The sequence below is a fragment of the uncultured Clostridium sp. genome, assembly GCF_900547735.1.
Lineage (GTDB): Bacteria > Bacillota > Clostridia > Lachnospirales > Lachnospiraceae > Otoolea.
The window spans coordinates 1-13,506 of sequence record NZ_URHZ01000001.1 but is presented as its reverse complement, the minus strand read 5'-3'; the positions used below and the strand labels follow the sequence as shown (position 1 = coordinate 13,506).

The 13,506-nt window shown below is 41.5% G+C and carries 12 protein-coding genes; all 12 read right to left on the bottom strand.

The genetic code is table 11. The features are described from left to right. Positions 1-16: 16 nt before the first annotated feature. Positions 17-2,203, bottom strand: coding sequence for a phosphoadenosine phosphosulfate reductase family protein (locus QZT18_RS00060; protein ID WP_294143439.1), 2,187 nt, complete (start codon positions 2,201-2,203; stop codon positions 17-19). Beyond that, positions 2,200-3,903 (bottom strand): hypothetical protein, encoded by a 1,704-nt coding sequence (locus tag QZT18_RS00055; RefSeq protein WP_294143437.1) that lies wholly within the window; start codon positions 3,901-3,903, stop codon positions 2,200-2,202. Before QZT18_RS00055 ends, QZT18_RS00060 begins: the two co-directional genes overlap by 4 nt. A gap of 366 nt (positions 3,904-4,269) precedes the next feature. Further along, positions 4,270-4,590, bottom strand: a complete 321-nt coding sequence (locus tag QZT18_RS00050; protein ID WP_294143435.1) for a DUF6678 family protein — start codon at positions 4,588-4,590, stop codon at positions 4,270-4,272. A 58-nt stretch (positions 4,591-4,648) separates the two neighbouring features. Continuing rightward, positions 4,649-4,972, bottom strand: a complete 324-nt coding sequence (locus QZT18_RS00045) for a hypothetical protein (protein WP_294143434.1) — start codon at positions 4,970-4,972, stop codon at positions 4,649-4,651. A gap of 233 nt (positions 4,973-5,205) precedes the next feature. Continuing rightward, the gene (locus tag QZT18_RS00040; protein ID WP_294143432.1) at positions 5,206-5,667 is read right to left on the bottom strand and encodes a hypothetical protein; all 462 of its coding nucleotides are present in this window, start codon (positions 5,665-5,667) and stop codon (positions 5,206-5,208) included. Between the two features lie 161 nt (positions 5,668-5,828). Further along, a complete protein-coding gene (locus QZT18_RS00035; protein WP_294143430.1) occupies positions 5,829-6,563 on the bottom strand; it encodes a DUF5131 family protein in 735 nt (244 codons plus the stop codon). A gap of 63 nt (positions 6,564-6,626) precedes the next feature. Further along, the gene (locus tag QZT18_RS00030) at positions 6,627-7,052 is read right to left on the bottom strand and encodes a GNAT family N-acetyltransferase (RefSeq protein WP_294143428.1); all 426 of its coding nucleotides are present in this window, start codon (positions 7,050-7,052) and stop codon (positions 6,627-6,629) included. A gap of 89 nt (positions 7,053-7,141) precedes the next feature. Beyond that, a complete protein-coding gene (locus QZT18_RS00025; RefSeq protein ID WP_294143427.1) occupies positions 7,142-8,020 on the bottom strand; it encodes a hypothetical protein in 879 nt (292 codons plus the stop codon). A gap of 387 nt (positions 8,021-8,407) precedes the next feature. Next, positions 8,408-9,253, bottom strand: a complete 846-nt coding sequence (locus tag QZT18_RS00020) for a KilA-N domain-containing protein (protein ID WP_133527984.1) — start codon at positions 9,251-9,253, stop codon at positions 8,408-8,410. Positions 9,254-9,442: 189 nt separating this feature from the next. Further along, a complete protein-coding gene (locus tag QZT18_RS00015) occupies positions 9,443-11,095 on the bottom strand; it encodes a recombinase family protein (RefSeq protein WP_294143421.1) in 1,653 nt (550 codons plus the stop codon). Next, positions 11,043-12,014 carry a recombinase family protein gene (locus tag QZT18_RS00010; protein ID WP_294143420.1) on the bottom strand — a complete coding sequence of 324 codons (972 nt, stop codon included), beginning with the start codon at positions 12,012-12,014 and terminating at the stop codon, positions 11,043-11,045. The genes QZT18_RS00015 and QZT18_RS00010 overlap by 53 nt, the downstream gene beginning before the upstream one ends. 6 nt (positions 12,015-12,020) lie before the next feature. Continuing rightward, positions 12,021-13,506 (bottom strand): recombinase family protein (locus QZT18_RS00005; protein WP_294143418.1); only part of this gene is annotated, 1,486 nt, incomplete at its 5' end.

Here is a 13,506-nt window from a genome sequence, read left to right as displayed (position 1 = left end):
GTCCACATCCCCCCGCTTAAAATAATTCAAGAACATCCTCTGATGATTTTTCGCTCTTTAGGTAAATATTATCTAAATCAATTGTAAATGACACTGTGATGAATTCCGAGTAGTTAGCAGCCAGGCCATTTAACAACCGAACCATTGTCTCCCGATCCAAGCCGAAAATCTGCGTAGGGCTGATGCCATCGCTATCAACGTCATGATCAAGCAAACGGCTAAGTGTAAAATTATAATATCCTCCACACTTTTCGGCAAACTTGTACAAGGAATACAAAATCACCACTGGATCCGGATTGTTCCATGCTGTCCTATACACTGCAACCAGCTTATTCTTCTCCCTTTTCCCAGTCCCCATGCCTATATTTCCAAAATGAAGATCCGTAAATCTATTAAAGCAACTCCAGATGTCTTTTGCCCATGTTTCTTTGGCGCCAGCATCCTGTAACATAGCAATGGTATAATCCTTCGGATAATCTGTATAAAACTCCAGATTTCGCACGAACCACCGAAGCTGCGGTGAATAAACAGCGTTCGCAAGCATAATTCCCCAAGCCGACAGATTACTAAGTCCAAGATTCTTTACCACCCTTGCGACTGGCGAAAAATGATTGTTAATAATCATACTGCTATCACGTAGAAACCTCTTAAAGAAGCTATACATCTGTGATCCAAGAGAATGATTATCATCGAATTCATCTTCATATTTCAGGAACTGTTCAAACCACTCTATTTTTGGTGCAAAATGGGAGTAACTATTCAAACTCATATCTTTCATATTTCCTGTTTCTCCTTTTGGCATCTCAATTGAATTGTAGACTAAACATCCTTTTAAAGCTTTATGACATTCTGAACAATGTTTGCATTTATCACTAATATGGACTTTCCCATTTTCCATGGTCAAACATCCATTATGACAATCAGCTTCGCACTCATGACATCCAATACATTGAGATGCTTTTTTAAATACATTTTTAAAAAATTTAATAAACAGCGGATCTCTTTTCGCTATTTCATTCGCAATTGAAACCGTAATATTATCAGCACTTTCAATCACTTCAAAACAATAACATTTGCCTCGATGTATAATGCTAAAGCTGCCATTGTCTTCTTGAAGAACACCAACCGTTTTCATCCATATCTTCCAATCCATATTGGGATTATTGAGCTGAATGATAATGTTATCCTTCTCTATATGGTCTGAGTATTTAGGGAGAAAGTGCAAATCCCTGCCGTTTTTTCTTGCTTTCCAACCGCCGTTCTCAATAAACTCTTTTAGGCGTTCATCGGACTGGAAATTCTGCCTATAATGGTCTTTTATTTTTGAGATTAGTGCATCAAACTCATCACAATAACAAGCTCTAGCCATATACTCATTTCTTTCCGATGCTCCTGGACATACTAGGCACCCTGCTCGTCTGTTCCCTTTTTTATAAGCCTCATTAAGGATTAGACTCCTCGTAAATATATATAAATAAAGTTCTGCAGAATTCCATTCTAATATTGGATTGCAGCTCCATTGTCCTTTGTGTTTTTCACCCAGACTGACATAGTCATATTCACTTCTTGCAATACTTTCGCTTCCTCTAACCCCGACAAAGGCCATTCCTGTAAAGTCTTCTTTCCCAGTAACTTTTCGAAGCATCAGTATTTGTGGGGAAGTTTTATGAACACTACAGCACCATCGAATAACTGTAGCCGGCGGGCCGAATTGGCTCCATGTATATTCAGGATTGAATTCGGATTTTGACCTCAAGAACTCAATGTTTTGTGCTCCACACCATTCCTCAATATTATTTGCTGTTTCATAGGTATCTGGGAACTCCATCCCTGTATCGCCGAATAAAACTTTAAAATCATTATGTGGCAATGCTCTCGATACCAAATCCAGTGTAACAACACTGTCTTTACCTCCACTAAAAGCAACATAGAAAACATCCACCTTATTACGAAATTCCATAAAGTAATTGTAGATTTTCTTTATTGTCTCCTGTGCAAGGCTTTCCATAATTTCGCGATTCTTTACAACCATAGCCGGAATATCTACAAATCGCAGGTAATCACCATCTGGTTCCGGTTCATCTATCAAAATAATTTCTGGTTTCTTGTATAAAGAGCCACCTTTTGTTTTTGCAACCAGCCGCCCGCGATAATAGTAATTATTTGCTTCAGCCCACATATATGGAAAGACATCACTCGTCACATCGGTTTTCTGCCACTCATCCGGATATCCAATGAGGATCGTAATATTGTCCAGCTTTTGAGAGCCTCCTGTTTCGTGTTTTCTTCCATCCAGTCCAGGCGTCTTATACGGTCTTTAAACACATCGATCATCATATCAGCCATCTCTTCTATCCCTGCCTTGGATTCAGAAGAAAAATACCGTTCTACGTAGAGTTCCCCCAATTCTTCGGATAGAAACATCTGAACCGCACTATTCGCAGCATCGCTGACAGCGGCCTGTCCATAGTAGAATTCAAATGCCAGCTCTTCGCTCAGATAGCCGCTGAATCCTGTCAGGAGCACCATCTTCTGGTATGCCTTGAATAATTCCAGATTTTTTGGAGTAAACCAGCCGGCAAAGGCTTCAAATTGTTTCTCATCAAACGCCTGCATAACTACATCCGGGCTTAAACCAATGGCGGCAAGCAATTCGGACGGTCTCGCCTGAGGCATCAGCGCATCGAGGCTTTCCGGTGTGTATCGCTTTGGCTTTCTCTGTAAATCTCCCAGCTCCTTCGGGTCAGTCGTCTGTCCGGCAAGTTCACGTTCCATCTGGATGATGGCGTTTGCAAGCCGTTTTGCTTCCTGCAGGCTGTCTCCAGCGACTGTTAACTGTCTTATTATGGATTCCCGGTACTCCTTTAGAACCTCACTGTCTTCATTGGTATAATCTTCTAAAGACAGGTTAGCCGGCATGGTCAATAGCTGCATGATATAACAGCTGCTGTCTTCCGTGTCGGCTACCGCGATCATCGGAAACAGGCCGTTCCCGGAATTCCCCAGTTCATTAACCGCCAGCGCAATGGCGGCATTTAGCTCGGAATAGTCCCGGGCGTTGTCAACCGCCGAAAAATATTTTTCAAGAGGCTTTATCCCCTGCCGGTTCCTAAGCTCTGTATCCAGCACACTTAGATATAAGTCACGGATTTTCTGTTCGGAGCTGCCGATGGGATATTCGTTCCCGCTTTCCGTGAGCTCCAGAATCAACTCATGAAGCTGCCGGTTTGTATTAGCAGTCACCGCGCTTGCACCTCCCGCAAACATTTCCCCTTCCGGAATTTCAAGACGGTCAAAAAGCTCTTTATTTACTGTATGGTAAAAATCATCGTTCAGACTGGTCCCCAACCGTGCATGGAAACGCGATGTGAGGTTCTCCAAATCTTTCATGGCAGCTGGTTTTTCTGTATCCGCCGAAGGATTCTGCTCTGCGGATATTTCTGTTTGTTCCGCCTGCTCCAGATCGGAAGGAGCCAGTATCCCACCGTTGGCCAGATTTTGCAGCTCTGCCTCAGCCCACTCCGGGACACCTGACAGATCCACCGACGGCGGCGCCATCAGCTTAGCGGCTCCTTCCGGAGCAGGCAGTTCTCCAAATGCGCGGCCTGCCAGTACCAATAGCTGCATCCATGTGACTGCCTCCTCTTCCTGAAATCCCGCCAGAACGTCTGCCCGATCCGAGGCTCTCCCGTATTTTTCGGCAGCCTGAATCAGATAATCCGCCGCCTGCCCTGCCGTAGGGTTATCGGAGGACGTTTCCTGTCCTTCACTGGTTATAATGTCTGCCGCTATGGAACTCTTTATTCCCTCTGTGCCAGGCGCAGCACAGGCAGTCAGAGCAATAGACGCTGTCAATACCGCAGCTGTCAATTTTATGAGTCTGTTATAATTCCTGTTTTTCATGGAAATCCCCTTTCTTAATCACAACCCTGCCTGTTATATGGCTGGAAGTCTGATTAAGAATACCATATGCTATGTTAGATTTCCGTTAGATTCTGATTTATCGTTTTTGGTTTACCAATTTTGATTTACCGTTTTTGATTTACCGTTTTCAAGATACAAAATTTCAGGGTTCTGAATACCGTTATTCGCGCGGTTCACAGCATGCCACCTGAACATCTCGTATCTGATAGATACCGAAGCAGCCTGGAACACCATACTCTGTTCCAGGCTGTATTATTTCCTTGAAATGGTCCGTACATTACGGTTGACAGTCTGGTACATTGATAGCCCCAGAGTAAAAATCATCCCTGTACAAAATAATTGGTGTTATAGTTCAACAATCTCCGGACTAACAAGTTGTCCTATATGCTTACAATACCGTGGCTGTACTTTAATCCATTCAATATTGAAATAGTATTCTAAAGGCGGAAAATTCTCGCCCGTCCAGTCCCCGCAATAATTACAAGCCGACACATCTATTGATGGTTCAATTTCAGAAGTCACATATTTAATAACAAAGGCGGCTGGAAATGGCATTTCTTGAATGATTGAAGAAATAAGTTCTGTCCATTTTGTATTGTTCATTATGCTATATAAATTTCTCTGTTGAATAATATGAGTAACTTTTTCGCACAAAGACTGATTCAAAAAAATCCCCCCTCAACTTCAAATTTTTCTTCCCGACAAGCTGGAAGTTGGCAGGCCATTATCTCCTTGTCCATTTTGCTTTGATAGATTTCCACATCATCCTACCATCTATATATTCATCATCAATTACGTAATTACAATATTCGGCAAGATAAACACAATCAAGTTTTTTTCCTTGAGTATCATATAAGCAATAAGGATAAAGGAATAACTTGTCGCATGAAGTATCGTTTTTTTCGATACATTCTTCTGCAATATAACCTTCTTCCAATAACAATTTTTCACCTGTATTCAAAGAAACGCCTTGAAGAATATTTAATATAATCATTTTTTCACCTTGGCAAAATTCCAATTTTCCTTCCTTATCAGGTGGGATTTGCACTTTACTTGTACTCCCGATAAAAAAACATAGAAATCAATGCAAAAATCATAGGCACACAAGCATACCCTGCATTAACTTTTCCACCATTAAAGAGGACATATCCAGCTCCAACAAATGTTAATATTATAAATATTACGCTTAATATCAAAGCCAACTTTTTTATCATAATTTTTTCCATCAATTCTAATTTTCCAATCCCACAAACCTGGAATTTGTAACATTATGAACATTAGTTATATGATACGTTCAGCATATATTTCCGCATTTATATACCAATCGCCATCATCTTTTACAGTAATGTTTTCCCAATGAAAACGATTATCCTCTATATTCGTAAAAACCCACTTTCTTCTTTCATCATTGACGAAGGTGAGCATTATCATGTCATCTTGTTTTTTTGCTTCAAGCTGTATTATTTTTCCAGTATAACCATAAGCTACATCCCATGCGTGTGTATCGGGATTATAGATACGCAACGATGTCCCACATTCATAATCGGGCAGAATAATAACATCTTGAATCGCCATTCCTTCAAGAACCCATGAGAAATACCATTCCCCTTTAATTGCAAGGGAATTGTTACCCTCAATATAGTTTATCGCCCAACTGCCGATAAGTTTTCCAAAATAATTATACTCGTCAGGTAATGCTGTGTTTTTACTCTCACTTGTTAATGCTTCAAAAAAATCTTGCATTGGTAATTCCTCCTATATAAATAAGCTCTATTACAAATTCAAATTTATCTATATCCATACTGTCGTAACTATCATATTCTTAGTTCATTCGGAAAGTAATGTCTATTAACAAAAGCTAAGAACAAAATCTTCCAGAATCGTATCTGTTCTTACACATCTTTTTATACCCTATGTTCATGTCTATAATTAATCCCAGCCTTCTCGGCCTGGCTCATCTGATCCTTGCGCTCAATGTAATACACACGTTTTCCCTTTTTGAAGTTCGCTCCGGTCTGCTTAAACCAGAATGGGACATCATATTCCATGCACTGCTGCATTGTATTTAAAACCCATGCAAAATCACAGATTCTGGCCTCCGGCCCCGACTCTCCGCCACAGGTTACCTGCTCAATCTGACCGCCAGCCAGGTACTCGCGGATATCCACTGCCTCCAGCATAGGCTCATGGATAATAGTACGATGCCGGATGGGCAATTCCAGGAAAATCGGCAGCCTGGCGTCCGCCATCTTCTGGTTTTCACAGGTGCAGCAGATGGTAACATGGTTATATCCGCCTCCCCAATCCTCTGGAAGACCTACGCGAAAGCGATGGATTCGTTTTGTGATAATCACAAACTGCAGATCGCTGCGCTCCCGGATCATGTTCCATACCGCGAGCCTCCACTCATCGGCCTCCTCCAAAAAGAAATCCGAGGTCATGCAGGTATAAACACATTCTCCTCCGGGCTGGAGCTTATACTCACCGCTTCGGCTGCGCTTAACGGGCAGATGAAAGCTGACCGTTTTAGATATAATGCTACTGTCTTTTCCAAATTCCGCGTCTCTGCGATACACATAGCAATTCAGACAGCCCGGACTAATTTTCTTACAGCCATGCCAAGGGTTCCACGTTGGCATCGTACCACCCCCACAAATTACAAAACAGGTAACGATCTTTACTATAGTTTTCCAAACATACCTCTATTCCGATTCACCGTAAACCATCAGGAATTCTTTCTCCCCTCTCTCTTTTTCTGTCATGCTCTGTTGAATCTTGAAACCTTCTGCCCGATAAAATGCCACTGCTCCAGTGTTTCTTTTATATACATGTAGGGACAGACGCTTCTTCCGCTTTACAGTCTCAATCAGCTGGTGACCGATTCCCCTGCCCCGGTACTCCTCTTTTATAAATAATCCGGCAATGTAATCGGCCTCCATTCCAATGAAGCCCCGTATCTCCCCCGCCTCCTCAAACACATATACTTCCGCATTGGGCAGAACCGTTTTGACTGATTCATAGTTCTGCTTCCAGTGTTCTTTCCCTATAAATGCATGGGCCTGCAGATTTCCCTCCAGCCAGATCTCCATTATTTTATCTAAATCTCGAAATTCAAACAACCGTATCACGCAAACTTCTCCTTCCTGCTTCTGATCCTATTATACAGGACCGCGAAAAAGAGTGCAATAGTATTCCAGAACATTTGTTCTATTCTATTTCATTCAGAGAAGAATGGACTTATAAAACTTTTAAATGGCGATTCCGATTCCTCGGTCACTTCACCTCTTAGCCGGCCCGGATGAATACCATCTGGAAATTCCCATTTAAATGCATCCTCAATTTTTATGAACAGATTGTCATTATTGTCTGTGTCCCAGAATCCGATATAATTTTCCCCTCGCTTGGTCAGTATCGGGCGGTAAAATAAATCCTCTCCCCAGCCACCGTCTGCCATGGTTCTCCACTCTTCTCGTAATGCCTCCAGCTCCCGCTGATTTAATTCCCCGTATGTTTTTACGGTAAGGACTCCCCATAACTCTCCCCCATATTCCTCAACATTTGGGTACATGGTAAAAATCCTCTTACCCAGCAGTTCATTTGAGAGGTACATTGCCAGCCCCTTCTCCGAACAGTCACCCAAGTTTTTATTTATCTTCTCCTGTATCAAATCTTTAAAAAGAATTGCCGTCTCACCGCCCAATATAACCGCTAAAGTGGAATCCCTGTCATTCCAATAAGCAGTCAAGGCCAACGAATTGTAGAACCGGAATTCTTGCAAGTCTGCGTTGATTTGTGGGATCGGGCGGACCTTATCGACCAGAACATCATAGTAAGTATTGACAGGGCCATTTTCCCTCGTTTTCTGCCTTCCAAACTCCTTCAAATCATAGAAAATCTCCATTTTCAGTTCGATTGCCACATGATGGATCCTCAATATATACTTTGCAAACTCCTCTGGGCTCAGATCATCTATCGGCAAAAATTTATAATCTCCATGATTTCGTATCACGCTGCACACAGCGTCTATATCTCTGGGAACCTCTGCCTCCAGCGAAGCCAGCAGCTTTTTCCTTGACATCTCCAACCTATCGCTCACTTCTCATATTGCTTTTACCGCCTGGTTCAATTCCACTACGGTATGCTTGGCGGCAGATAATCTGGTAAATATGGAATCTGACTTCGGATTCGGTGATCAGTCGGTCAGCCCTTGATTTTTACTCCATATCTCCTTTTATCTATCTCACATCTGTGGAAGAGCCAAAAAATCGGGGTCAAAATCGGCCGTTTTTAGCCTGATTTTTCTCCCGATTTTTCCGCAAAAACTACTATATGTTGTAGTTTAAGTCTCTATTTTTTCTCCAAACCACAATTCCGCATCATTATTATACACTCGACATGCCTTGAGGAGACAATAAGTATGCTGCCAAGACCTAACAGTTCCTTGGCGGCAACACATCTTCCGTCATAAATGAGACCTATTCATCTATTTTTCTTCAAGCTTTTTAATGGTATCTGTATTGATTTGTTCTATGGTTTTCAATTGTCTGATTGCCAATTCATTTAGCAATTTTAATCGCTCCCCCTGCGGCTTTCCTTGCTCAATTAGAATAGCATTATAGCTTTCCATATTAGACAAGACAAGTAGCTGGTTTAGTGTAGCATCATCTCGCATATTGCCAGCTTTACCGGGGTTTTGCTCTCGCCATTCTTTTGCGGTAATACCAAATAATGCAACATTCAGCACATCTGCTTCACTGGCGTAAGTAACGGATATCTGATACGGCGTCAGCTGCGGCGGAATAAGATTCCCCTTAATTGCATCTGTGTGAATTCTGTAATTCAGTTTTGCAATTTCACGGTTTAAATTCCAATTTAATGAAAGGCGGCTACTATCATCACTTTTCAATCGTTGATAGTCTTTAATGATATACAATTCAAACTCAGGGGAAAGCCATGCTGCAAATTTTAATGCAATATCTTTATGTGCAAAAGTTGCAGCATATCTTCCTTGCTTTGAGGTCATTCCAATTGCAGCTGTCGTTTCAATCCAACGCTTCGGTGTAAGCACAAAAGCATTACGACCTGCTTCTCGGTCAATTCCCTCGAATTCGAGGGAATTGAAATCAGGGTTATGTATTCGCTCCCAAATCCCCAAATATTCAACTGTGTTACGATTACGCATCCAATTATTAATCACATCACTTGGATAATCTGCATTTTTATAGCGTGCAATATCCGTCAATGATAAAAATTCATCTTGAAAATTATGTGTATATATGGTTATATCTACACCTTTAGCATGAATAGTTTCTTTTACAGGCTTTTTCATAGTGATTTTCCTCTCATGTTTATTCGCTAATCTACACACTTTATTTTATATCTTTTTTTGCCTTATTACAACATCAACCTTCTTGTTCTAATAATTGCAAAGACTAAAGCCCTCGACACGCACCAAAGGCTTTAGTCTTAGCAATTTTATCATAGGAGCGGGGAACACACCCCACTCCTATTTTACTGCCTATTCATAGTAGTCTACTTCCTGTTTTACCACAATCCCCGAGTGGAATTGTATCTCCAGTTTCATGCCCTTATGCACTCTGATGGAGGATATGAGCCGTTTTACAAGGTCTTGGTCGAACTCTCGCACCTGTGGGTTTACCGTGGTGATTGCCTTATCCAGCTGATCCACACGCTCTTTGTAGTTTTCTGCTTGTTTCTGTGCCTGTACCATTTGGATTTTGGCTGTTTTTAGCTCATTGATCTGCTCGGATAATTGCTTATATTCTGCATCGAAATCCTCGCTGACAGCTCCTTGCTTTGCATTATTTTCTATGAGTATCAGCATTTGCTGCTGCAGCTTTTCTATCTGCGTATCATATTCGCTTGTAACTCCTTGGGTGCTGTAGCTGCCGATTACTCTGATGACATTTTCTCGGAAGGTGCCTATAAATTCACCTGTATTTTCCACCACACTGTTTATGGCTGTCATGATGGCATCGTGTAGCTGTTCCTCTTTTAAGGTCGGTGAGTTCTGACATCTTGACTTTTTACCTTGCTTGAGCCTATCTTCGCATCTCCATACTGCCGATTTTTCACCGTATTTGCTCCATATCTGCCTGCGATAGGCGTGTCCACATTCCGCACAGACCATGAGGTCGGTCAGTATGTATTTGGAGCTGTATTTGCTTTTTTCTTTTTCCTCTTTGTTTTTCTTTCGGGTTACCGCCGCTTTATTCAGAGAAGCTCTGCGGAGCTTTTCTTCCTGCACCTGATGGAACAGCTCCTTGGGTATGATAGCTTCATGATTATCTTCGATATAGTATTGTCTGACATAGCCATCATTTTTAACCTTTTTCTTGGTGAGGAAATCTACGGTATAGGTTTTCTGCATACAGGCATCCCCGCACAGTTTCTCGTTTGAGAGCATTTTATCTATGGTTCCTGGGTGCCAGTGGTCAAGCCCTGTTACTGTTTTAATGCCATCTCGCTGGAGCCCTCGGGCAATGTTTATAATACTACTGCCCTCAAGATATTCTCGGAAAATCCGCTTGACGATGACTGCTTCTTCCGGCACTACCACAAGGTTTCCGTCCTCATCTTTGGTGTAGCCTAAAAATTTCTTGTGGTTGACCTGGACGATTCCATTCTCAAATCTTCTTGTCACACCCCATCTTGTATTTTCGCTGATGTTACGGCTTTCCTCTTGTGCCTGGCTGCTTAGAATGGTGATGAGAAGCTCTCCACCGCTTTCCATTGTATTCACGCCCTCTTTTTCGAAGATGATGGGGATACTTTTCTCTTTCAGCTTTCGGATGTTCTGTAAGGCATCTACGGTATTTCTGGCGAACCTGCTGACTGATTTGGTAAGGACTAAGTCTATTTTACCTGCAAGGCAGGCATCTATCATGGCATTGAAGTCATCACGCTTATTGGTCTGCGTGGCACTTTTGCCGTCGTCAGCGAATATACCGGCACACTTCCAGTTGGGATTGCTGTTTATTTTATTGGTATAGTAATCTACCTGAGCTTCATAGCTGCCCTCCTGCTGCTCAAGCAAGGTGCTTACTCGGCAGTAGGCGGCTACACGCAAGGTTTTCTGCTCTACTCGAAGCTGTTTATCATATTTCATCTGCGGCGGTATAATCGCCACATTCTTTTTCTGTACTGCCATTAGGCTCATCCTTTCGTTTATATTCTAAGATTTCACTGAATTTCAGTCCATTGATAAATTCTGTTTCTATTTTTCCATCTTTGTAGATGGTGATTTTTTTGATAATCTGCACCATCAGTTCTTCGTTAAAATCCGTCTGTTCGTGGATTTCCTCTATGCTCTCCCTAATCCGTTGGGTGGCAAATTGATAATCCTCTATTTTTGAAGCTTTGTAGGTAAGCTCTGCTCGTTTGAAGATAAGCGTTGCAAGATCCGGCGAGGAAAACTGTTCTTGTTCCTCCAAGTCTGCAACTTGCATCTCTACCTCTCTTAGCGCCAAATCCTTTTTCAGAGGTTCTTTTCGATAAGGCTTATCCAGTAGCTTTCTTTTTTGCAGCAGTTTATTGATTGCTGATATAACAACAGCCTTTATTTCATCCTCAGTATAAAAAAGGTTTCTGCATACAACTCTGTTATTAAAAATGTACTTTTTACATTTCCAGCGTACCTTTTCCTGCGGCTTACCGCAGTGTTCCACATATTTGCGGTACGGCTCTCCGCACTCTCCGCAAAATATTTTGTTGGTGAATGCGTTATGATTATTCATACTGTTGAGCTGTGCCGTTCTCCCTAACTGTGCTGTTTTTTGCTGCCGTTTTTTCTTTGCCTGATGGAACAGTTCCTTGATGATAAGTGGGGGATAAAGGTCATCACCCATGTACTTGATGTTTTGCAAGATTTTTCCCACTGCACCATGCGTCCAGTTGGTTTTATTATTGGCATTGGGTACATTATTTTCTTTTAGCTCTTTTGAGATAGCGAGTATGGATTTTCCATTGACATATTCGCTGTAGATTTTCTTTACAGTAGCTGATTTTTCCTGTTCAATCTGAATTTTGCCATCCACCATTTTATAGCCAATGGGTAAGTGTGTTTGCACTTTGGTTCACCCCCTTATAATTATTTCTGTCAGTTCAAGGCTATTAATCAGTCGGAAGGTGATATCTCCGTTATTTCCGATTAGCACCTTATCTACGGTATGGATAAATAATTCCTCTTGATATTCCTCCATAATGACAGGGTTATATTTAATAATTTGCAGCAGCCTGTTTGTACCGTCAATTTCTTTTTCATACCCATTATCATCAAGCAGGGTATTTCTTCGTTTCTTGTATTCTTCAATTTGTACATTCAAGGTGTTTTGCTGTTCCATAAAAATAGCAGAGTCGATATATCCCTTTTGCACAACTCTGCTTAGGATACGACTCTGCTCTGTTAATTCCGTTATTTTATTATTTAACTCTAATATCTGCACTTCCTGCTCTGGGCTGGTTCTGAGACTCTTTAGCGATTCCAAGAGGGGATAGAGTATTTCACTGTAATTGCTGACCAGCTTATTCCACATGGTGAGATAGGCGTTCTTGATCATGTCCTCTCTCACTGCTTTCATTTTACACTTTTTGATGTTCTCTATGTGAGTAATGCAGCACCATTGTATTTTCTCGTATGGTTTTCCAATATAAATTTTTTGCCTGCGGAATACTCCGCCGCATTCTTTACAGATGATTTTACTGCTGAATTCATAGCGGTTTTGGTATTTGCCACTGTCATCAACACCCATCTGTATTCTGCGGTAGGCATAGATTTCTCTCACTCTTTCTGCCTGCTGTTGTGTGATAATAGCCGGGTGATTTTCTTTGATAGAATACATTGGCAGTTCGCCATTATTTCGCTTTTTGGTAAAAGGGAGCACCTCTGTCGTATAAGTTTTCTGCATAAGCAGCTCACCCTCATAGATGGGATTTTGCAAAATCGCCTTTACCACGCTGTCATTCCATTTTTCTGCATTGCGGATGGTTGGAATGCTATCATAGTTTAATTCTTTTGCAATGGTGTAACTACCTTTTCCTGCGAGATATTCATTGAAAATCCTGCGGATGATTTCTGCTTCATCCTCTTTTATGATAAGCTCGCCATCTTCATCCTTGGTATATCCGTATGCAACGCAACCGATATTGAAGCTGCCATCTTGAAATCGTTTTTGGATGCCCCAGCGATTATTAGTAGAAATGCTCTCCGATTCTCCCTGTGCGATGGAGCTTAAAATGGTCAGCATTTGCTCGCTCTGCTCGGACATGGTATTGATATTTTCCTTTTCAAAAAATACCGATATTCCAAGTGCTTTCAGCTTTCGGATGGTTTCTATGCTGTCTACCGTATTTCTGGCAAACCTTGTGACGGATTTGGTGATAATCATATCAATATTACCTTTTTCGCATTCCTTCATCATCCGTAAAAATTCGTCACGATTTTTTACCTTAGTTGCGGTTTTCGCTTCGTCAGCAAAAATTCCGACATACTCCCAATCCTCTCGACTTTGAATATACTGCTGATAATATTCTGTCTGTGCCACATAGGATGTATGCTGCTTT